At 58.4% G+C, this 20,954-nt stretch carries 15 protein-coding genes, 1 tRNA gene and 4 pseudogenes; 14 read left to right on the top strand and 6 right to left on the bottom strand.

Annotated elements, in window-relative coordinates; translation table 11 throughout:
* The first annotated feature begins 7 nt into the window (after positions 1 to 7).
* Positions 8 to 1,639, top strand: coding sequence for a PepSY-associated TM helix domain-containing protein (locus tag CAK95_RS04860; RefSeq protein WP_086086911.1), 1,632 nt, complete (start codon positions 8 to 10; stop codon positions 1,637 to 1,639).
* 427 nt (positions 1,640 to 2,066) lie between these two features.
* Here the strand turns inward: CAK95_RS04860 and CAK95_RS04855 are convergent.
* A pseudogene (locus CAK95_RS04855) lies at positions 2,067 to 3,417 on the bottom strand (IS3 family transposase).
* 152 nt (positions 3,418 to 3,569) lie between these two features.
* On the opposite strand from CAK95_RS04855, the gene CAK95_RS04850 reads away from it, so the two are divergent.
* From CAK95_RS04850 to CAK95_RS30435, 7 genes and pseudogenes are all read left to right on the top strand, one after another.
* Complete coding sequence (locus CAK95_RS04850; protein WP_086086910.1) at positions 3,570 to 3,779, top strand: helix-turn-helix domain-containing protein; 210 nt, start codon at positions 3,570 to 3,572, stop codon at positions 3,777 to 3,779.
* Positions 3,780 to 3,889: 110 nt separating this feature from the next.
* The gene (locus CAK95_RS04845) at positions 3,890 to 4,435 is read left to right on the top strand and encodes an RNA polymerase sigma factor (RefSeq protein ID WP_086086909.1); all 546 of its coding nucleotides are present in this window, start codon (positions 3,890 to 3,892) and stop codon (positions 4,433 to 4,435) included.
* Between the two features lie 158 nt (positions 4,436 to 4,593).
* Positions 4,594 to 5,547 (top strand): FecR family protein, encoded by a 954-nt coding sequence (locus tag CAK95_RS04840; protein ID WP_086086908.1) that lies wholly within the window; start codon positions 4,594 to 4,596, stop codon positions 5,545 to 5,547.
* A gap of 222 nt (positions 5,548 to 5,769) precedes the next feature.
* Positions 5,770 to 9,234 (top strand): TonB-dependent receptor domain-containing protein, encoded by a 3,465-nt coding sequence (locus tag CAK95_RS04835; protein WP_245303628.1) that lies wholly within the window; start codon positions 5,770 to 5,772, stop codon positions 9,232 to 9,234.
* Positions 9,235 to 9,331: 97 nt separating this feature from the next.
* A pseudogene (locus tag CAK95_RS04830) lies at positions 9,332 to 10,055 on the top strand (integrase core domain-containing protein).
* A 127-nt stretch (positions 10,056 to 10,182) separates the two neighbouring features.
* Positions 10,183 to 10,392, top strand: a complete 210-nt coding sequence (locus tag CAK95_RS04825) for a helix-turn-helix domain-containing protein (protein ID WP_086086907.1) — start codon at positions 10,183 to 10,185, stop codon at positions 10,390 to 10,392.
* Between the two features lie 192 nt (positions 10,393 to 10,584).
* Positions 10,585 to 10,788 (top strand): annotated as a pseudogene (locus CAK95_RS30435) (RNA polymerase sigma factor); the annotation flags it as partial.
* A gap of 208 nt (positions 10,789 to 10,996) precedes the next feature.
* Here CAK95_RS30435 and CAK95_RS04815 read toward each other — a convergent pair.
* Both CAK95_RS04815 and CAK95_RS04810 read right to left on the bottom strand, forming a co-directional pair.
* Positions 10,997 to 12,151, bottom strand: a pseudogene (locus tag CAK95_RS04815) (IS3 family transposase).
* A 103-nt stretch (positions 12,152 to 12,254) separates the two neighbouring features.
* Entirely contained in the window at positions 12,255 to 13,388 is a 1,134-nt protein-coding gene (locus CAK95_RS04810; RefSeq protein WP_086086905.1) for an amidohydrolase family protein, read from the bottom strand.
* 12 nt (positions 13,389 to 13,400) lie between these two features.
* On the opposite strand from CAK95_RS04810, the gene CAK95_RS04805 reads away from it, so the two are divergent.
* The 3 genes from CAK95_RS04805 (at position 13,401) to CAK95_RS04795 (ending at position 16,785) form a co-directional block, all read left to right on the top strand.
* A complete protein-coding gene (locus CAK95_RS04805; protein WP_086086904.1) occupies positions 13,401 to 14,558 on the top strand; it encodes a thiamine pyrophosphate-dependent enzyme in 1,158 nt (385 codons plus the stop codon).
* A gap of 182 nt (positions 14,559 to 14,740) precedes the next feature.
* On the top strand, positions 14,741 to 15,676 hold the full coding sequence (locus tag CAK95_RS04800; RefSeq protein WP_086086903.1) for a LysR family transcriptional regulator: 936 nt from the start codon (positions 14,741 to 14,743) through the stop codon (positions 15,674 to 15,676).
* 113 nt (positions 15,677 to 15,789) lie between these two features.
* Positions 15,790 to 16,785 (top strand): isopenicillin N synthase family dioxygenase, encoded by a 996-nt coding sequence (locus CAK95_RS04795; RefSeq protein WP_086086902.1) that lies wholly within the window; start codon positions 15,790 to 15,792, stop codon positions 16,783 to 16,785.
* A 78-nt stretch (positions 16,786 to 16,863) separates the two neighbouring features.
* On the opposite strand, the gene CAK95_RS04790 is transcribed toward CAK95_RS04795, so the two are convergent.
* The 3 genes from CAK95_RS04790 to CAK95_RS04780 are packed head-to-tail and all read right to left on the bottom strand — an operon-like array spanning position 16,864 to position 19,437.
* On the bottom strand, positions 16,864 to 17,859 hold the full coding sequence (locus tag CAK95_RS04790; protein WP_086086901.1) for an ABC transporter substrate-binding protein: 996 nt from the start codon (positions 17,857 to 17,859) through the stop codon (positions 16,864 to 16,866).
* A gap of 30 nt (positions 17,860 to 17,889) precedes the next feature.
* Entirely contained in the window at positions 17,890 to 18,684 is a 795-nt protein-coding gene (locus CAK95_RS04785) for an ABC transporter ATP-binding protein (protein WP_157699544.1), read from the bottom strand.
* A gap of 39 nt (positions 18,685 to 18,723) precedes the next feature.
* Positions 18,724 to 19,437, bottom strand: coding sequence for an ABC transporter permease (locus tag CAK95_RS04780; RefSeq protein WP_157699543.1), 714 nt, complete (start codon positions 19,435 to 19,437; stop codon positions 18,724 to 18,726).
* A 7-nt stretch (positions 19,438 to 19,444) separates the two neighbouring features.
* Between CAK95_RS04780 and CAK95_RS29050 the strand changes: the two genes are divergently transcribed.
* The 3 genes from CAK95_RS29050 (at position 19,445) to CAK95_RS04770 (ending at position 20,624) form a co-directional block, all read left to right on the top strand.
* The gene (locus CAK95_RS29050) at positions 19,445 to 19,738 is read left to right on the top strand and encodes a hypothetical protein (RefSeq protein ID WP_157699542.1); all 294 of its coding nucleotides are present in this window, start codon (positions 19,445 to 19,447) and stop codon (positions 19,736 to 19,738) included.
* 24 nt (positions 19,739 to 19,762) lie between these two features.
* Positions 19,763 to 20,443: a GntR family transcriptional regulator gene (locus CAK95_RS04775; RefSeq protein ID WP_198343808.1), complete on the top strand. Its 681-nt coding sequence runs from the start codon at positions 19,763 to 19,765 to the stop codon at positions 20,441 to 20,443.
* A 104-nt stretch (positions 20,444 to 20,547) separates the two neighbouring features.
* Positions 20,548 to 20,624: transfer RNA gene (locus tag CAK95_RS04770), tRNA-Arg, on the top strand.
* The last annotated feature ends 330 nt before the right edge of the window (positions 20,625 to 20,954 follow it).

The following is a 20,954-nucleotide window of genomic DNA, read 5'->3' as shown; positions in this document are numbered from 1 at the left end:
AGCAGGAATGCAGGAACAGGCTCAACAGCGCGGCCGCGTGACCTTTGCGCGCGCGGCCTTCACCATCCATTCATGGCTTGGTCTCAGCTTCTGCCTGCTGCTGACGATCATCCTGCTATCGGGGACATTGGCCGTCTTTCGTGACGAGATCGACTGGCTGATCTATCCGCAGTCGCGCGTCACGCCGTCGGTCGAGCGCGCGGGCATCGACCAGGTGCTGACCGCCGTTCGGACTGCGCATCCGGAGATGGGTCTGATCGGACAGGTGCCGGTGCAGGGTGCCGGCCCGCGCACCGGGCTGAACATCATTGCTGTTTCTCCGAAAGATGGCGTGCGGCGGATCTGGGTCGATCCCTATCGCGGCGTAGTGCAGGGCACGACGCCGTTCATGATGCCGGGCTATTTTATCGGTCAATTCCATTCCTTCCTGATGATCCCGACCTGGGGCTACGTGATCGTCTGCAGCTTTACCTTCTTCATGCTGGCATCGCTGGTCACCGGTCTCATCACCTATCGGAAATTCTGGCGTGGATTCCTTCGCAGGCCCCGTGGCCGCAACCTGCGCACCACGATGGGCGATCTGCACCGCCTAGGTGGGGTCTGGTCGATCTGGTTCCTTGTCATCATGGTGCTGACAAGCTTTTTCTATTTCTGGATCCGAGTCGGAGAACCGCTGCTGAATTTTCCGCAAGCCATTGCCGAGCACCAACATCCGAAAATCCCGGACGCGGTGCTTGACGGCATGGGGCCGCAGCCGCCTCAGATGCTGAAGCTCGATGCGCTGGCCGCGATCGTGCGCAAGGACCTGCCCGATTTCGACATCCGCTTTGTCAATCTGCCGGAGGTGCATGGCGCACCGGTCACCTTCAGCGGCAATACCGGCGAGTTCTTCGGGCCGAACCTGTCCGAAGTCTTCGTCGATCCCTATCGCGGCGAGATCCTTGGCCGCGACCTCGCCCGCGACGGCTATTCGCTTTCCTTTGTGCGCGTGCTGACCGATGCGCTGCATTTCGGCGATTTCGCTGGCCTCGTGTCAAAGACGATCTGGTTCACGTTCGGGCTGATCACCACCGGTCTCGCGGTGAGCGGCGTGATCGTGTTCTGGAAACGCTCCGCGCGGCGGGCCGGAGCACGGGGCAAATCCGCGAGGCGGCATGTCCTCTCGATACTCAAGCCCTGGGGCGGCACGATGGGAGTTCTGAAGCCGCTCAATATCACGATCCTCGTGCTCGCGATCGCAGCCTCGGTGATGACCTTGCGGTTCTATTCGGCATCGGCGGATGAACGAGCGGCGAACTACGCCGCGCAGGAGATCGGCCCCTGGCGCCTCGGCGCGTTGATGATAGCAGGTCTTGGCGATACATCCGATCCGGTCCGGCCGGGAGCGCGCGCGATGGTTCTCGCGCGGTTTTGTCCCGATTGCTGGAAGGACATCAAACGTCTCTGGGTGAGCGTCGGATCACAGTCAGCCGGTTCGAACGGTCAGCGAATTACCGGTCAGTCGGGTTTCGCAAGAGCGGGTGTAAAATTACCCGAAAAAATAGAAAATAATACGCGCCTCTGGATGATAGCCGAGGGATGGGACGGCCGGCTTCATCAGGCATCGTGGCGGCTTGTTCAAGAGCAGGCAAGCCAGTGAAATCGGAGCACAACTGGCTTCTCATCATCCGAAAACAGGATGTACGATTCCGAAGTCGGAAGCAATTCATGTCCGATGTTCGCTATTCACGCACAAAGCAGATATAAAAAAGCAGCTTAGGGCGCGTTTTCTTTTTTGCACTTTCGCCAGCTCCGTCGCTGCCTTCGGATCGCGAACCCGCTTCTTTCTGTCGGACCCATAGAGAATGCCAACACGCTTAAGTGCCTGCTGAAAGCTATTCTTGAAGCTCTTTATCGGTGTCCCGTCTGGATGACAGAAGAGAGTTTCACTCGGTGAAACAGGTCTATCAATCTCCATCCGGCGAGCTGTTCCAGCTCCGCGACCCATTGCTCTGTCCGTCGTCAGATGATTTGCGACAGATTATGTGGTGATTGAATGGAGGTTCTGACTCATCTGTTTGTTGATCTTAGGCGGCTTTTTCTTGATGCAGCAAGCGTCGGGTCTGGATGGTCTGCCGTTTGATCCTTTCTCGTTCCAGCAGGATGGTTTGACCGCGTCCGCAGTAGACGTCGGCCGGGGTTAGATTGCCGAGGCTTTCGTGGTAGCGGCGATGGTTGTAATGATCGACGAACCTGTCGATGCTGGCTTCAAGATCACCGGGCAAATAGTAATTTTTGAGCAGGAGCCGGTTCTTCAGCGTCTGATGCCATCGTTCGATTTTCCCCTGGGTCTGCGGATGGCGGGGAGTGCCGCGAACGTGTCCCATGCCCTGAGCTGTAAGCCATTGCGCCAAGTCGGCAGAGACATAGCTCGAACCGTTATCGCTCAGCAGACGGGGTTTGTGAGCCACCCGTGCCTGGCTGCATCCCGATGCTGTGAGCGCCAATTCCAATGTGGCCGTGACGTCATCAGCCCTCATTGTCGTGCAGAGCTTGTGCGCGATGATGTAGCGTGAGAAGTCATCGAGCACAGTCGACAGATAGAGCCAGCCCCAGCCAATGACCTTCAGATAGGTGAAGTCGGTCTGCCAGAGCTGGTTCGGTGCTGTGGTCTTGTCCTTGAACTCATCGGCAGCCTTCATCACGATGAACGCGGGGCTGGCGATCAGGTCATGCGCCTGAGCAGCCGATAGACCGAGGATTCCGACACAAAATAACCCTTCGTATCGGTGAACCGGGTGGCCAATTCCCGCGGTGACAGATCCGGCTCATCCAGCGCCAGTTGCACGAGATCATCACGGATCGCATCTGGGATCTTGTTCCAGACACGCCCCGGCTTTGACGATTGATCCTCCAGAGCTTCAGGTCCGCCGGTCTGATAGCGATCGTACCATCGATAAAATCGTGATGGCAGAATGCCGAGCTTGTTCAGCGTGCGGCGAACCGGCAGATGCGACTGCTCGACCAGGCGGATGATCTCGAGCTTCTCCGATGCGGGATATCTCATGCCTCGTCGCCCCCATCCGCGATCATGCTTTTTTTGAGCAGTCGCAGTTCGAGCGCCTGCTCGGCGACAACCTCTTTCAGCTCCTGCGCCTGTCGCCGCAGATCCTTGACCTCGCCGTTGGTCGCTGCCCGCGCGGTGTCGCCAGCCAGCCGCCGCTTGCCGGCTTCCAGGAATTCCTTCGACCAGCTGTAATAAAGGCTCTCGGCGATCCCTTCACGACGGCAGAGCTCCGCGATCGAATGCTCGCCGCGAAGACCGTCCAGAACGATGCGAATCTTTTCTTCTGCAGAATAGTGCTTGCGGGTCGCCCGGCGAATGTCCTTCACAACCTGCTCGGACGATATCGCCCGTGTCTCGGATTTCTGTCTCATCTCCACTCCTCAAGGGGTACGATGAGCCAGAAATCCTCCGTTCCTCAAGCCGTTAAATCTGTCCTACAAGAGCTGATGCCGGACATAATCGTACAGGAAAATGTGACGCTGAGTCCGTGGACGATTAGTCTACATCCGGGCGGCATGCCCGGATGGAGAACTACCGGAAAATCCTGGGTCGGAACGTTCGGGCTGCCCGAAAGGACCTGGGCTGGTCTCAGGAGGACCTGGCGTTTGAGACGGATATCGACCGGACGTACATCTCCGGGATCGAGCGGGGAGTCAGAAATCCGTCGCTTGATATGTTGGTCAAGTTGGCGAAGACGCTGAAGATGACGTCTCCTGCCTTGTTACGGAAGTAGTTTTCTCGAATTAGAAGCCGTCCAAATCATTGATGTTGCAAAGGTTTGTTCGTCTTTCTAAGACCGGGTTAGCCTCGTAGAACATTCTGACCTCGCGCCTCGTAGTGACCATGAGTACGCTTAAAGCGGCCAAGCTCGATAACGACTTGCTGTCGGTGTATATCCAGCAATGGAAAGCGCTGCGGGGTTTCCTCGTCAAACGCGTGGGGTCGCACGATCTGGCCGAAGAGGCATTGCAGGAAACCTGGCTGCGCCTCGCGACACTAAGCCAGGACGGCGCGGCGAGCGAGAACAACGCGGCGATCAGTGACCGCCAGGGCTTCATCCTCCGTGTCGCCGGCAATATCGCCATCGATCTTGTGCGCAAGGAGCGGCGGCATTCCTCCCGCTGCGTCAGCGACGACATGCTTCTCGCCTCGCTGGCCGACCATTCGCCCTCGCCGGAAGTTTATGCGATCGACCGCGATCAGCTTCGCGGACTGGTCAAGGCTTTGGCTGAGTTGCCGGCCAAGGCGCGATCGGCTCTGCTGATGAGCCGATGTGATGGATGGCCCCACCGCGATATTGCCCGCAAGCTGAGCGTGTCGGAAAGCATGGTGGCGCGCTATCTCGCCCAGGCACTGCGGCACTGCCGGGATCACCTCCGCGCATCCTGACGACCTGCACGCGTCCTGTGATTTAAGCCATCATCTTCCTGACGCTTTTTTATCCCCGCGCCGGTGTAACTTTCGTCTCGTCATTTCGTCCTTGGTGTAAATCCAGTTTGGCGAGCCCCTCGTCGAGGTGGCGTCCTCACACCCTTGCCGGTTGAAAAATGGCCCCCGAGCAGCGACCCCAGCACGCCGATCTCGCCCTCAGCGACGCGGCGATCGACTGGGTCGTGAAGCTTCATTCCGGCGCAGCGACGCCAGCCGATCACGCGGCCTTTGCCGCCTGGCGTGCGCAGAGCGACGAGCACGCGCTGGCCGCGCGCGAGGCCGAGGCCATCTGGCAGGGTGTCGGCTCGGCGGGCGATAAAGCCAGGCAGCTTCATCGCAGCGAAAAGCGCGCGAAATTGACGCGGCGCGCAATGCTGGGCGGTTCGGCCATTGTTGCCGGCGCCGCGCTGTTCCAGAGCGGGATGATCGGTCCGCGGCTGTTTGCCGACTATACGACCGGCATCGGCGAGCGGCGCAGCGTGCCGCTGCCGGACGGGTCAACAGTGCTGCTGAATGCCAGTTCTGCGCTGTCCGTTAATTTCAGCGAACAGGAGCGAAGGCTGAAATTGCTGGAAGGGCAGGCGACCTTTACCGTCGCTCATGATGCGGCACGGCCGTTCAGCGTTAGCGCGGCGAGTGGGGAGACACGCGCGATCGGCACGGTGTTCGACGTCGATGTGCGGCGCGCCGAGGTCGTGGTCACTGTGTTGGAAGGCGTCGTCGCCACCTCCACAGACCTTGCTCGCGGCAGTCCCGTTCGGGTCAGCGCCAATCAGCGCATCCAATATACATCGCGTAGCGCGCCGTCCGCCGTGCAAACGATTGACGCCGACGCCGAAACGGCCTGGCGCAGGGGCAAGCTGATCGTCAATCGCAAGCCGCTTGCCGAGGTCATTACCGATATCGAGCGGTATCGCAGAGGGCAGGTCGTCATTGTCGGTCAGACTTTGCGATCGCTGGAGGTCACCGGCGTCTTCGATCTGTCCGATCCGGAAAGCGTGTTGCAGACGATCGCAGAGACATTGCCGGTCCGCGTGGTTCGTCTGCCTCTTGTCACGGTCATTCTTTAGAACAGACACAAAAGATAATGGCTGCTGCGAGGTGCAAGTTTGCGCTCGCCGTTTCGTCCTAGAGCCAAGGACATCGAACAAGAGCACAACCTGCCGCCGATGATGTCCTTCAATGATGGGCATTGGGGCGTTATGACTGGTCAAGCTGGATTACGAGCACGATTTCTACGCGGAAGCGCGATCGCGCTCCTTCTAAGTAATGTCGCCATAGTAGACGCGTCGATGCGTACGGCGGCGGCGCAGGCGGGCAGTCAGGCCATCGCTTTCAATATCCGCGCGCAGGCGCTGGGCGGCGCGTTGAATGCGTTCGCCGATCAGGCTGGCCTGCGCCTTCTTTTCCCGTCGGATCTGACCGCCGGTCGCAATAGCCCCGGCTTGTCAGGTCCGTATTCGCGCGAGCAGGGCCTATCGCAACTGCTGGCTGGTACGGGTCTCAGCTATCGCTTCACGAGCGCGAGCACTGTGACAATCAGCGGACCATCGTCACAAGACGCGAGCGTCGATGGGGCGATCCAGCTCGACACGATCAATGTATCGGGTGGTGGAACGAGCGCTGCCGTCGAGGCGCCTTATTCAACGCCGGGTCCCGTGTCGCATATTTCGCAGGAAACCATCGATCGTTTTCGTGGTTCGAGCCCGGCCGATATCTTTCGCGGAACGCCCGGCGTGATGTCGGGTGAGGCCCGTAATGGCGCAGGGTCAATCGATGTCAACATCCGCGGCATGCAGGGCATGGGGCGTGTGGCCGTCACGATCGACGGCGCCGAGAATGGCCTGCAAGTCTATCAAGGCTATCAGGGCATTTCGAACCGCACCTTTGTCGATCCCGATTTGCTGGCCGGTGCCGATATCCGCAAAGGATCGGATGCAAGTTCGCGCGGCATCGCCGGAACGGTGGCGATGCGCACGCTGGGGGCCGACGATGTGGTGAAGCCCGGCGAAAAGTGGGGTGTTTGGGTCAAGAGTGGTTTTGGGACCAATACGGCAACACCGGTGCCGGGCGATCGCGGCGGCTATACATGGCCGAAGCCTTATGTCAGCGACCCGCAGCCTTACCCAGTCCCGACCGCACAGGCGTCCGGTCTCGATCGGCCAGGTTTTCTGACGCCCACCAGCGGTTCTTTCAGCACCGTCGCAGCGTTGAAAGAAGACAAGTTTGACCTGCTCTGGGGATATGCTTTCCGCAAGCAGGGGAATTACTTCGCGGGCAAGAATGGTCCGGGCGCGAAGGTGATCGATACCGGACCGCAGCCGCTCTGTTATTCCAGCGGCTTTTGTTACTATCCGCCAAGTCCGATCTCCTATGCGCATGTCTATCAAAACGGTGGCCTCTCGAGCTACCGCGCTGGCGAGCAGGTTCTCAACACTCAGCTGCAAACCGAGTCATATCTGGCCAAAGCCACGGTCCGTGGCGATAACGGGCAAAGCCTCCAGTTCGGATATACAGGCTATCGCAGCACGTCGGGCGATATGCTGGCGTCGTTGTTCGGAAGTCCGCTCGCCCAGTCCGTGCAACAATGGCAGGAAAATACAACAAAGGTTGATACCGGAACGGTGCGGTACAGGTGGAAGCCGGACGATAATGACCTGATTGATCTCAAGGCGAATTTCTGGACCACCAAGCTCAACATGCGCACGCCGCCCCGCGCCAGCGTGACGAATGTGAAGCCGGAAGATTTCGGACTGTCCATCGGCTATCTTCCCGGCAATGATAGCAGGATGTGGGGCGGCGACGTCAGCAACAAATCGCACGTCTCGCTGAACAAGTTCGGTTCGCTCGATCTCGAATATGGCATCTCCTATGTGAACGAGGACACCAAGCCGACGCCGTTCACCGACGCATTGAATTTGGGCATTCCGACCCGGAATGGCTCTCGAGAGGAAGCCGGCTATTTTGGAAAAATAGCTTACTCGCCCGTGGAGTGGCTGACCCTCAAGGGTGGTCTTCGCTACTCGCAATATTCGTCGATGGACCGCAGCACGATCACCAACGAGCTGAATCGTAATCCCGATCCCTCGCGCAAGAGCGATGGATATAGCCCCTCTGCAGGCATCGTTGTCGAGCCGGTGAAAGGCACGCAATTCTACGTCAGTTATTCCAGCGCCTTGCGCATGCCGACGCTGTTTGAATCGGTCGCCGCTTACACGCTGATCCCCAATCCCGATATCGGCCCCGAGCGTTCCAATAATTGGGAAGCGGGTGTCAACCTCATCAAGGATAATGTTTTTGCGGCAAACGATAAAGCCATGATGAAGTTCGGATACTTCAATTGGGACGTAAAGGACTATGTCGCCCGCGTCGGGGTCAGCGGGACTACAGTTCATCCTATATACGGCTACACATACACATGGACCGGTCTGCAGGTACAAAATATCGACCGCGCGCGTTTCGAAGGACTGGAGCTCTCGGCGAGGTACGAACACAATGGCTTCACCGCGGAGCTGGCGGCGAACAAGTATCTGAAAGTCGAATTCTGTCCGACAGCCAACACCTGCTCGGATTCAACCCTCTCGGGTGACTACGCGACCAACCAGATTCCGCCCGAATATTCCGCCACGCTGACCGCCTCGCAGAAGCTGCTGAACGATGATCTGACGGTCGGCGGCCGGGTGAGCTATATCGGCCCGCGCGCCATCGGCCATGGCGCGGTCCAGTATGGTGCATCTGCGATCATCGCTCCGATTGACTGGAATCCCTATTGGCTGGTCGATGTATTCTCCGAATACAAGCTGTCGAAGGACATCACTTTGTGGGCGACGATTGAAAATCTGGGTGATCGTTATTATGTCGATCCGCTGAGCCTCGTGCAGCAGCCAGGCCCCGGACGCACCGCGCGCCTCGGCGTCACCGGCAAATTCGGTGGAAGCGAGCCAGCGTCCTTTGCCTCGCTCGCAGGTCTGTTCTCGCCTTCCGCAAGCGGCAAGAGCTGGACCGGCTTCCACGCCGGCGTGAATGCAGCCCAAAATTTCGCGAAGCTCACCGGAGCGGCTAGGACGCTGGACGGTTCGACCATGCGCTATTCGGCAGGTGAGGCGCCCAACCAGAAAATCGAGGCGTTCTCGTTCGGCGCTCAGATCGGTTACGATTATCAGTTCGCAAACCGCATTGTCGCTGGTATTGCCGCCGACATCGCCAAGTCGGAGATTTCCGGCTCGCAGGTGACTTTCGCCAACGAAGGTTCCTCCCTTCCTGATAGCAACAATATGTTCAGACAGCGTGCATTCGAGGCCGTTCGCAAAACGGAAATCGACTGGATGGCGACCGTGCGGGGCCGCCTGGGCTACGCATTCAATGACCGCCTGATGGTCTATGCGACCGGTGGCGTCGCCTTCATGCGCCAGAACGAGGAGCGCACGCAATATGTCGGCAGTAAGACAAATCCTGGGTGCTGCACTGCCGTTGATTCTTCCATCGCCGCGTTCACCGAGAGTGCATCTTTGACGCGGACGGGTTACGTGATTGGCGGTGGTGCCGAATTCGCGCTCAACGAGTCCTGGTCGCTGACCGGCGAATACCAGCTCGCTCGCTTCGATGAGACTGAATTCAAATTCCCGAATGCCAAAGCTGGCGTCATGATTGCCAATGGCTATGGCTTTCCGGTCACCTCGACCGAGGCTAACGGCCGCAGGATCATCAGCAAGGTCGATATTCCGATGCTCAAGGTCGGGCTGCATTATCGCTTCTGAGGCCGTAGGGTTGATGTGTTTGCCGTCAGCGCCCTTGAGACAAATTGAGGGACTTTCCGAAGGGAGGATTTCTGGTTCATAGCCGTAAGGAGCGAAGATGAAGCAGGAATCCGGGCCGGGCAAAGCGCCGGCAGAACAAGTACTGAAGGCCATCCGTCGTCAGACGCGACGGCAGTATTCGGCGGAAGAGAAGATCCGCATCGTGCTGGAAGGACTGCGCGGCGAGGAAAACATCTCCGAGCTCTGCCGCCGCGAGGGCATTGCTGCCTCGATCTATTATGGCTGGTCCAAGAAATTCCTGGAAGCCGGCAAGCGCCGTACTCGATGACTTCTCGCGTTACATCGTGGCCTGGAGGCTTGGTCCCGCGATGTGTGCATCAGACGTCGCGGCCACGCTTGACCAGGCGCTTGCGGCCTCAGGCCTGGACCATATCAACGTAAAGCAGCGGCCACGGCTTCTGAGCGACAACGGATCAAGTTACGTGGCGGACGATCTGGCCACGTGGCTCAAGGGCAAAGACATGCAGCATGTGCGCGGAACGCCGTATCATCCCCAGACCCAGGGCAAGATCGAACGCTGGCATCAGACCTTGAAGAACCGCATCTTGCTCGAAAACTACTATCTACCGGGCGACCTCGAACGTCAGGTCGGCGCGTTTGTCGAACACTATAATCACCGCCGCTACCATGAGAGCATCGACAACCTCACGCCTGCCGACGTTTACCCCGACCGGGCCGAGAAAATCCTGGCCGAGCGTCAGCGCATCAAGCGTGAAACCGTTGCGAACCGCCGCTTGCAGCACAGACTGCAGGCCGCCTAAACTCTAACCCCAGATGAGCCCTTCGAGAAACGCTTAATCAGTCTCGAATTACCTGACGACGGACAGTACAGGACAATGTGACGCTGAGTCCGTGGACGATTAGTCGACGTCCGGGCGCGATGCCCGGATGGAAAACTACAGGAAGATCCTGGGAAGGAACGTGCGGGCAGCCCGAAAGGACCTGGGCTGGTCCCAGGAGGACCTGGCGTTCGAGACGGGGATTGATCGGACGTACATCTCCGGGATCGAGCGGGGAGTCAGAAACCCGTCGCTTGATATGTTGGTCAAGCTGGCGAAGACGCTGAAGACGACGCCAAGCGGGCTTCTGGAGAAGTGATTTTTCAACGCGTTGTTTCGCTCTGCGCAATTCCTGTGTCCGCAAAAAGCCAAGCGGTATGGCCCGGGGAACACAGTTTTACTCCTCCCCAGCACTCTCTCTGGAATTCTTATAAATCATCGAGTTTGATGACGATTTTGCGCCACGATAGAAAGGCTCAGCGCTGAAACTGGCGCGGCTAGCGTGAGTGCTATGTGGGACGTCCAAGAACTATTTCGGCTTCATAGGAAAGACGTGACCCGCTTTTTGCAGCGTCGAGTATCTTCGCCGGATACTGCGGCTGACCTTGTTCAAGACCTCTTCCTTAAGCTTCTGAGCTCGAACTTGAGTGCGACGGTAGCAGACCGAAAAAGCTACCTCTTTCGTGCCGCTACCAACCTCGCTATCAACCACAATAAGCGCGAGCAGCTGATCCGCTACGAAGATCCGTCACTTTTGGACCTTGTTGTCGACGAAACGCCGGATGCGGAACGTGTGCTGTTGTCGAGGCAAGAGCTTAGAATTGTTGCTGAAGTGCTCGCTGGTGTGTCGCCAATCCAGCGCCAAATATTCTTGCTAGCAAGGGTTGAAGGCGTGGCCTGCTGCCGGTTCAGTGGACAGCCAGTTAAGCTAATCCCAGCTTCCGCTCGAACTCAAACGGGGCTGACGTATCCGATCGTCGAGGGACGCCTGGTCGTGTTATAGAACCGCTCGATGTAATCGAACACATCTGCCTTGGCCTCGTTCCGGGTGCGGTAGTTCCTTCGAGCGATGCGCTCGGTTTTCAGCGATGAGAAGAAGCTTTCCATAGCGGCATTGTCCCAGACGTTGCCGGATCGGCTCATGCTGCAGGTGATGCCACTGTCGGCCATCAAGCGCTGGAACTGGTCACTGGCATATTGGCTGCCGCGATCAGAGTGATGCATGAGCGCGTCCGGTTTGCCACGACGCCACACCGCCATCAGCAGGGCATCCGCGACCAACTGAGCCGTCATACCGGCACTCATTGACCAGCCGACGACGCGCCGTGAGAACAGGTCAATCACGGCAGAGACGTACAACCATCCCTCGGCCGTCCAGATATAGGTAAAGTCGGCAACCCATTTCTGGTTCGGTCGCTCAGCTGCGAACTGCCGGTCCAGCAGGTTCGAGGGAGCAACTGCAATCTGGCGATCACCGTTATCCTTAGGCAAGCGCCGTCGTCGTGGCCTGGCTCGCAAGGCCTGCTGCTGCATCAGTCGTTCGACCCGGTGCAGACCGCATTCGATACCGTCGGCAAGCAAGTCGCGCCAGACGCGTCGCGCTCCGTAGGTCCGATCGCTATTGACGAAGCTTGCCTTGATCCGCCCGCCGATCACTTCATCGCTACGGGCTCGGGCACTGAACGAGCGGTTCAGCCAAGCATGGAAGCCGGACCGGGAGACGCCCAATGCGTTGCACAGCCATGCCACCGGCCAGATGCCCCGGTGCTTCGCAATGAAGACGAACTTCATGTCGCTTCCTTCGCGAAGAAGGCTGCGGCCTTTTTTAGGATATCCCTCTCGGCCTTGAGCTTGGCCACTTCGCGGCGCAGGCGCGCGATCTCCTGCTGCTCTGGCTTCATCTGTCCGTGGCCGGGAAAGGCCTGTGCAGGATCGGCGCCCAGCTCGCGCACCCATTTGCGCAGCACGTTCTCATGGACATCCAGGTCACGCGCTGCCTGTGCGACCGAGACCCCGCGCTCCCTGACCAGCTTTATCGCTTCAAGCTTGAACTCGCGACCAAACTTCCGTCTTTGCATGGCAACCTCCGGCTTCATGAAACACCCTATCTTGGTGTCCATCAAACCGGCAGCAGCTCAACACCGTCATGGCTTCTAGAAAAGTGAGAGCACACGATCGTTGCTACATTTTCAGTAACTTCCTCGCGTTCTCTCCAAGAATTTTTGCTTTATCGCCTTCGCTGAGCGCGGTTCGCTTCACCCAATCAGTGGCGGCCTTGTTGGAAGCGAATGGCCAGTCCACAGCAAACAGGATCCGGTCGATCCCCATTTCCGCAATGCTGCAGGCGAGTGCGGTGTCGGAAAAGTTTCCGCTTGTCGTAAGATGGAAATTACACCGGAATATATCACTAAACGTCATGCCATCGCTCACTGGCCGCGCAAGCAGATCGTCGATGCGCCACAGCATAAACGGCAACGCCTCACCAAGATGACCGAGAATCAGTTGCAGTTTTGGATATTCTGAAAGAGCACCGCTGAGAACCATCCGGATCGCTTGTGTGGCAGTCTCCGCTGTAAAACCCCACACCGGTCCTCGCAGTTCGGGAAAACTAGCGCTGAGATTTTCATAATAGACCTTGTCCACGTCAGGGTTTGGCAAGGCCGGATGCAGATAAATCGGAGCGCCAAGCCTCTCAGCGCGCGCCAGGATCGGCCAGAACTCGCGCTCATCCAGAAACTTGCCGTTGGTGAGCCCATTGACCACCGCTCCTTTGAAGCCGAGTTCGGCGACGCAGCGCTCAAGTTCATCAGCAGCGGCCTCCGGAGCTGGCGTCGGCAGTACGGCGAAACCTGCGAAGCGGTCTGGCGCGCGTGCTATGACTGCGGCCAAGCCGTCATTCGTGACCTTCGCCATCCGAATCGCGATTTCGGGTTCGAGCTTTTGGGTGGTCGGCCCCGCATGGGACAGGACCTGAATATCGATCGCCCCCTCGTCCATCTCGCGCAATCGGATTTCGCCAATATCCAACAACTTCATTTCGATGTGCGGCGGCCGGATGAGATCTAGCCCCGTAAAATGCGCGACCAAGTTCGGGTCGTTGTAATGCTCTTCGATCGCGATCGTGACGGGTCTTCCCGATTTCATTTCTCTGTTCCGCTTGGCAACCAAACGATAAAGAGTGTATGCAAAAATGCCCGCAAAAAATATAGGCAAGGCTGCTGATTTATAAGCTACTTCTTCTCGATAAAAGCGGCCAAGATGGGTTTTGAAAATGATTTCTTGGAAATTAGGTATGCAAACAGACGTTAGTTCCATACGAAGATCCGCATGTATCAGGTGAAGCGCTATGCATTCCTAAAGGCGCTTGCCGGCCGCATTACAGACGAGCTGGCTGTAACGAATCTGGCCAACACCGCCACGGAATGGTTTTCGATCCGCCCCTCGGATGCCAACCTCTACGCCGTCGGGATGGGCATGGTGACGCCTTACGCGCTTGGCCTTTCGCTGGCGCTGCCCAACCGCGAGGTGATCGCGCTTGATGGGGATGGCAGCATCTTCTTCGATCCTTCCGTCTTCGGTCTGATCGCAGCGCGAGCTGGCGGCAACCTGACCGTGGTCGTTTTCGATAACGGCGGCTACATCTCCACAGGCAAGTTGCCTACCGTCGGCTCGCTCAGTTCATCCGGTGTCGATATTGCCATGCTGGCGCGTGCTTATGGCATCACTAATGTCGCGGCGGTCGCCGATGTCGATGCCTTCCTCACCGCGCTCGACGCGCGCTATGCGGATCGGCCACTCGTACTCGTGGTCAAGACCAGCGTCGAGCAGCAATTCGTCGGGCCGCTGCCGATGGACCTGAAGGAGAACAAGTATCGCTTCGCCCGCCATGTCGAGCAGACGCACGGCGTCAAGATCTTCAAACCGTCAGCGAAAGAGCACGGCGCGAAGCCCGCGGCTGATTTGATCCTGCGAGACGTCGGCCAGTCTAGTTTCGGTCAGATTCTCTACGAAGGACTCAAAGAGAACGGCATCGACTTCGCCGTTGGCCTGCCGTGCAGCGGCTTCACCTTGGCCCAAGAGCTTCTCATGAGAGACGAATCGTTCAGTTACATCTCGGTGCCGCATGAAGGGACCGGCTTCGGCTTGTGCGCCGGCGCATGGCTAGCGGGGCGACGGCCGGTGGCGCTGATCGAGAATTTCGGGCTGTTCGCCAGCGTGTATCACTTGCTGCGCGGCCACATGAGCTATGGGATTCCGACGCTGATTGTCACCGAGTTTCGTGGTGATACTGGTGATCAGGAATTCTTCGCCGAGGGTGGCGAAGTCACGCTCGACGTACTCAAGGCGATGCGGGTCAACCATCGCCTGATCGAAAGGCTCGACGACATCAAACCGGCGATCCGGGATGCGCTGCGGTGGATGGATGGTTGTCTGCGACCATTCGCGTTGGTGCCGACCTTCAATCTGACGCGGCTGAACTCTTGATGTGACACAAGCGAGCGCGTCTGGTGACGGATCGATCCCCCCACCTCGACGACGCCATACCCAGCGAGGTTCAAATCTTATTTCAAGCAATATGCGATGGGCGTTTCGCACGTCACTCGCAGATGAGCGACGCCCTCCTGAAAGGCCGGAGCCTGCAACGCGCAGTATAGGATGGTGAAGCGATGAAAGTCCCGCGGCTGCACTCGAATGCCATTCTGTATTTCGACGCGGTGCGACGCTCGGGCTCCATTCGCGAAGCTGCCCGCCGGCTCAATGTTGCTTCATCGGCCGTCAATCGTCAGATCCTGCAGCTTGAGCAGGAGATCGGCCTACCACTCTTTGAACGGATCGCCATTGGCGTTCGCCTGACTGCCGCTGGCGAGGCTTTCGCGCGTCACACGCTGGTCGTCCTGCAGGATGCGGAGCGGCTGAGCGCCGAACTGGACCAGTTGATTGGCGTGCATTCGGGCCATGTGACTGTCGCCGCGGCCGAAGGCATCTGCACCAGCATGATGCCGGGTGTCATCGCCACGCTCCTCAGCAAGGCGCCGCGGATCACGGTGTCGCTGCGCCGAACAGAGTCCTTACGCACCGAGCAGGCCCTGATCGCGGGGGACGTCGATCTGGGTGTCGGCTTCGATCTGCCCGTGTCGGCCGGGCTGCGGCAGCTTTTCACCGCGAAGTTTGCTGTCGGCGCCATCATGCATCCGAACCACGATCTGAGCCGGCAATCCAAAGTCAGCCTATCAGCGCTGCTCGGCTATCCTCTCATCCTGCCGGAAGAGGCGATTTCCATCATGCAGATGCTTGCACCGGCTTTTCAGCGGCTCAACGCGCGGCTGGTGGCGTCGGTGAGTTCGAATTCCATCGATGCGATCCGCGCTTTGGTGGAGAGGAATGTCGGCATTGGTATCCAAACCCGGTTCGGTCTCGACCGCTCGCTGGCAGAGCACAGCATTGTCCATGTTCCGCTCGATGCCGGCGGACCGGTCATCAGCACTGTTTCGATCCTGTGCCGGGCCCAGCGATCCCTGCCGGCGCCGGTTGACATGTTGTTCCAGCTCCTCGCCGACGACCTGCAGCGGCGACAACAAGCCGAACAGCAACCTGATGCTTGAAAAGCATCACCCTGAGCGAGAGTCAGTGCTTTCCGAGAGCGCATCGACATGTCTAAGCTGGATCAATAGCCGGAGCCGGCCGGCGTGAACGCGCTCTAAATGAGAGGTGTGCGATGCCCGACTCCCTGAATGCCGCGGAAATCTCTTCCAACCAGCTTCCGGTCATCGATGTCAGTGGATTGTCGTCGTCGAAGTTGACAAACCGTAAGGCTGTCGCCGACAATATTCGCGCGGCCTGCATCACCAACGGATTTTTCTATATTGCCGACCACGGTGTTCCCGCGGGGCTGATCGATGCCGTTCAGGAACAGACGCGCATTTTCTTCGATCAGTCCGATGACGATAAGCGCAAGGTCTCGAAGACGCTGTCCAGGTGCAATCGTGGCTGGGAGCCGCTGAAAGCGCAGGCGCTCGATCCTACCGCGCCGCCGGATCTGAAAGAGACCTATTATATGGGTCTCGAACTGCCGCCCGATCATCCTGCGGTCGTGGCCGGCAAGTTTAATCACGGGCCGAATTTGTGGCCGCAGGACCTGCTCGGCTTCAAGCCGACAATGCGAGCATATCATGCGGCAATGCGTGATCTCAGCGAGCGGATCATGATCGGCCTCGCACTGTCGCTGGATCTGCCGGAAGACTATTTCGACGGTTTCAATCGCGATCCGCTTTCGACGCTGCGGCTGTTGTATTATCCGCCGCATCCGGCGGATGCTGTTCCAGGCCAGACTGGTGCCGGCGCGCATACCGATTATGGCGCGCTGACAATGCTGCTTCAGGATAGCAATGGTGGTTTGCAGGTGCGCGATGCGGGTAATACCTGGATTCATGCCAAGCCCATCCCCGGCACTTTCGTCTTCAATATTGGCGACGCCATCGCTCGTTGGACTAACGACCTCTATCGCTCCACGGTTCATCGCGTCGTCAACGTCTCGGGCAAGTCCCGCTATTCGATTCCTTTCTTCTACTCGGGCAACGCGGATCATCCGCTAGAATGCATCCCGAGTTGCCTGAAGCCTGGCGAGACGCCAAAATACCCGACCGTCTCGGTCGCCGAGCACATGCAGCAGATGTACCAGCGCAGCTATGGTGCCGCTGCTGCGGCCGCCTGAATGTTTCTGCCATCTCCGACGCAGTAAGGGCCCCTCAGGGCCCTTATTCATTGATGTGTGTCTCGCCCAATCCATCATTCATTGATAGTCGAGCGAGAGCATCTTCGGCGGCAGCTTGGTAAAGCCGATCACACCGGGACCTGCGACGTTGAGAACGATATCGAAGGTCTTCTGCAGCGCGTCGTTCATCTCTGGCGTGAAAGTCTTGACCAGGTCGGCGCGGACCTGATCGCGAAACCGCTTGATCCCTTCGGGTGACAGCTTCATTTCCTTACCGCGTTCTTCCCAAACCTCGTCGTTGGTCCTCAGGATGTCATAGACCTCCTGGTAGGCCGCGACGAAAGCCTTCACATTCTCCGGATGCTCCTTCGCGTAATCCGCGCGCATGCCGAAGAACAGGTAAGGCACTGTAGGAATGCCGAGATCCTCGGTGATGCTGCGGATCGTGACGAGGGTCTTATACTTTTTGGACGCCAGCATGTCTGCCGCAAGCGAATTCCACATTTGGGTGGCGTCGAGCTGTCCCTGGTCGCTTGCGCCACGCAGGAGGGGCGCTGCGGCTTCCTGGATGGTGACTTCTTTGGCGAGATCGATGTTGAATTTCTGCTTCGCTGATGCCTGCATGATCATCCAGTCGTAGGACGTCTTGCTGTGGACGCCGAGCCGCTTGCCCTTGAGATCGGCGAGCGTTTTCAGCTTTGAATCCTCCGGAACGAGCACCGTGTTGATATAGGTCATGAACGGGGCGACGCCGACGACCGGAATGCCGCCATCGATAATGCGGGCAGTTGCGAGCCATTCGTAGACGATCATCTCGGCGCTCTTGCTCTGCATCGCCGCCGTCGCGGTATTGGCATTGGTGTAGTTGATGGTCTCGAGCTTGAAACCGTATTTCTCGTCGAGCTTGAATTTCTTGATGACGAAGGGCGGGAGCGACATCGTGCCGGCCGGATTGAGCATCATGCGGATCGTGCCGCCATCGCCTTTCGGAGCCGCCTGCGCGACTGAATGTGTGGAGGATACCGCCAAGAGGACAGCGGCTGCGGCGTGTAGAAGGCATCTGGTACCGAACATCAGTCTTTCCTTTCGTACAGAAAGTGGTGGCTAGGCGTGAACGGGATCAGATCGACCGGAGTGCTTGCGGAGCGCGCTGACGACAGCCCTGCTTTTCTCGATGAGGTCGAGATCATCGTAGGACCGCGGCCGACGAACCCCCGCTAGGCTGATTTCCTGGCGGATAGTACCAGCTGGTCCATGGCTCATGATCATGACCCGGTCGGCGAGGAACGAAGCCTCAAGTGCGTTATGGCTGACAAACACGATGGTCGTTCTGAAGGCCGACCAGATTTTCAGCAGGCTTTCCCGCAGGTGCTGTGCGGTCATTTCATCGAGCGCGCTGAACGGCTCGTCCATCAAGAGAATGTCCGGCTCAATTGCGAAGGCGCGTGCGATCGACACACGCTGCTGCATGCCGCCCGACAATTGTTGCGGATAGAAGTGCGCGAACTTCGAGAGTTCGACTAGTTCGAGTATGCGGTCGACACGAACGCGCGACTCATTTTGTGGAAACTTCGAGGCCTTGAGCGCGAATTCGATGTTGCCTCGCACCGTCCTCCACGGCAGTAAGCGAGCTTCCTGGAAGACATAGGCCACGCGAAAGCCGGCCTCGATCTGCTGTTCGATGGTCTTGCCTTGAATAGTGAACTCGCCATCATACTGCGTTTCGAGTCCGGCCACGATGTTTAGCAACGTGGATTTTCCGCAGCCCGATGGCCCGAGGATGCCGACGATCTCGCCGGTCTCGACCGAGAGATCGACATCGGTCAGGGCTGTCCAGCTTCGCGCGCCGCGCCAGCCGCCGAATTCTTTGCGGATATTTCTGAGATCAATCTGTGGCACGCGGACTCTTTGCAATGTGAGAGGCCTCGTCGCCGGCGACTATTGCGATCGCCAGCGGAAGATGCGCTTCTCGAGGGTTCCGAGGATGACCACTTCGATGAACAACATGACGAGGAGGAAGCTCAACGCATGCGCCAGTACCTCCTTCATGTTGAACATCTGATAGTAGAATTCGATCTTGTAGCCGATGCCGTCGCCGCGTCCGAGCACCTCCGCGAACAGCACCATTTTCCAGATCAGGCCGAGGCCGAAACGTGCTGAGGCCACCAGGATCGGCGCCACTTGTGGCGCGACGACCTCGAAGATCTGCTGATGACGGCCCGCGCGAAAGGCTTTGGCCATGCCGAGCAGCTTCGGATCGATGCCCTTCACCCCGTCGCGGATGTTGATCGTGAGAATCGGGATGATCGGGATGGCCGCGCCCAAGATCGCCGCCGTGTCGTTTAGGCCCACCACCATGTAGCAGGTCAGCATGACCACAAGCGCGGGGATGGTGATGAAAGAGACAATCCACACACGGAAGAACACGCTCGCGCCGTGCGACAGCCCCATGGTGAAGCCGAGCGTCGCCGAAATCACCATCGCGATTGAGAAGGCGATGACGATGCGGCCGAGCGTGATGCCGATATCGCCCCAGATCTCGCCGGACCACATCGCCTCATACAGCACTGCGGCCACGGCATACGGCCCGGGCAGCACGCGTTCAGACATGGTCCACGAGCCGATATACCAAAGGCCGACCAGCGACAGCACCGACAGTATGCTGAGTAACAAATTGGAGGCGTGGGGCCTCAATCCAGCCAGACGGGAAGGCTCTGCGAATGCCCGCGCAGCAGCCGGACTGATGGTCTGGGATGCTGGCGCGGCCGGGGCGGAAATGCTGGATGTTCGCATGCAGTCTCACCAGTTTCAGGAAGAGAAAAGCAAGGAACGGGCCAATCCTGCATACAACGTATTGCGTTGCCAACTGGGCATAAATGCCATATTTCTCAACGATCATTCGTTCGAACGGGACGGTCTTTCGTTGAATTTGTATGCAACACTGATCAAGTAGTATGCAGAAATGAAGAAGAGAGGTGTGGCTGCCCTCGCGCAGAGCGCGGTCTTAAAGCAATCCGGCGAAACGCTGGCAGATGTCCTGCATCGGGAGTTGGAGCAGGCGATCCTGAAGGGCGATATCAAACCGGGCGACCGGCTCGACGAGCATGAGATTGCGCAACGGTATGGAGTCTCGCGAACTCCGGTGCGGGAGGCGTTCCGCTTGCTCGGCGCCAATGACCTCGTCGATCTCCGCAGCCGCCAGGGCGTGGTGGTGCGGAAAGTTGGAATCAACACGGTGCTCGAGATGTTCCAAGTCATGGCTGAACTGGAAGGGCTCTGCGCGCGTCTCGCCTCCCGCCGGATGACGCCCGCCCAGGAGGCTGAGATGAGGCGCATACACGAACGGCTGACCGAGTCAGCTACCGGCAGTGATGTCGACGAATTTCACCAGGTCAATATCGACTTTCACGCTATTATCCACGACAGCGCCCGGAATGCGTTTCTGGCGCAGGAAGTCGGGCGATTGCGCGCGCGTATGGCGCCGTATCTGCGCCGCGTCACTTACAAACCGCATCGCTTCCAGACAACGGTTGCTGAGCACGAGACTATCATCGTTGCGATCTGTGCACATGATGCTGAGAAGGCGCATGCGACAATGCGCCTGCATGTCAGCCTTCTTGGTGACGATCTGGCCGATTTTATTGCTGCCTATGAATAAAGCGCGATGTCAGCGAACACTAACAGCGGGGATGTTACGGCTGCCGGTTCTCGAAACGTCCCCAGTAGGCACAGCCCGCCCCCCTGTGATACATCCCCCGCAGCGGTCCCGTAGCTCAGCCGGATAGAGCGACGGTTTCCTAAACCGTAGGTCGGAAGTTCGAGTCTTCCCGGGATCGCCATTCAAGAAACTGTCCGGCCCGGGCACATCGGCAACAGACCGTACCTAAGACATAGGTGGCAGCCTCGCGCCGAACAGGTTGTCGATGGGTTGCAAGGCTTTCTGCTCCAGGTCGAAATATCCCCAATCGTGACGCATGCAGCTTGCGAGCCAAATGCCCTCGTCTTCTGCCAGACGGTGGCGATTTACCGATCATAAACCAAAACAATGCTTAATTAATTTCGATTTCGCGCAAAGGGGGGACGGCCAGATCTGACTGGAATCGAGGACACGCTCCGGAAGGCAAGGCAAAGCTCTCGTCGCGTCACCCACCGGGCGGGCCGCCCTTCGT

Source organism: Pseudorhodoplanes sinuspersici (assembly GCF_002119765.1).
In the GTDB taxonomy this organism is placed as follows: domain Bacteria; phylum Pseudomonadota; class Alphaproteobacteria; order Rhizobiales; family Xanthobacteraceae; genus Pseudorhodoplanes; species Pseudorhodoplanes sinuspersici.
This window is presented reverse-complemented; position numbering and strand designations above follow the sequence as displayed.

Coding starts and splice junctions, on each gene's coding strand:
- CAK95_RS04790 (WP_086086901.1), bottom strand. CDS start 17,859: ATGTTCGGTACCAGATGCCTTCTACACGCCGCAGCCGCTGTCCTCTTG.
- CAK95_RS29050 (WP_157699542.1), top strand. CDS start 19,445: ATGCTGAGTAACAAATTGGAGGCGTGGGGCCTCAATCCAGCCAGACGG.
- CAK95_RS04835 (WP_245303628.1), top strand. CDS start 5,770: ATGCGTACGGCGGCGGCGCAGGCGGGCAGTCAGGCCATCGCTTTCAAT.
- CAK95_RS04810 (WP_086086905.1), bottom strand. CDS start 13,388: ATGGAACTAACGTCTGTTTGCATACCTAATTTCCAAGAAATCATTTTC.
- CAK95_RS04850 (WP_086086910.1), top strand. CDS start 3,570: ATGGAGAACTACCGGAAAATCCTGGGTCGGAACGTTCGGGCTGCCCGA.
- CAK95_RS04860 (WP_086086911.1), top strand. CDS start 8: ATGCAGGAACAGGCTCAACAGCGCGGCCGCGTGACCTTTGCGCGCGCG.
- CAK95_RS04825 (WP_086086907.1), top strand. CDS start 10,183: ATGGAAAACTACAGGAAGATCCTGGGAAGGAACGTGCGGGCAGCCCGA.
- CAK95_RS04845 (WP_086086909.1), top strand. CDS start 3,890: ATGAGTACGCTTAAAGCGGCCAAGCTCGATAACGACTTGCTGTCGGTG.
- CAK95_RS04840 (WP_086086908.1), top strand. CDS start 4,594: ATGGCCCCCGAGCAGCGACCCCAGCACGCCGATCTCGCCCTCAGCGAC.
- CAK95_RS04805 (WP_086086904.1), top strand. CDS start 13,401: ATGTATCAGGTGAAGCGCTATGCATTCCTAAAGGCGCTTGCCGGCCGC.
- CAK95_RS04800 (WP_086086903.1), top strand. CDS start 14,741: ATGAAAGTCCCGCGGCTGCACTCGAATGCCATTCTGTATTTCGACGCG.
- CAK95_RS04795 (WP_086086902.1), top strand. CDS start 15,790: ATGCCCGACTCCCTGAATGCCGCGGAAATCTCTTCCAACCAGCTTCCG.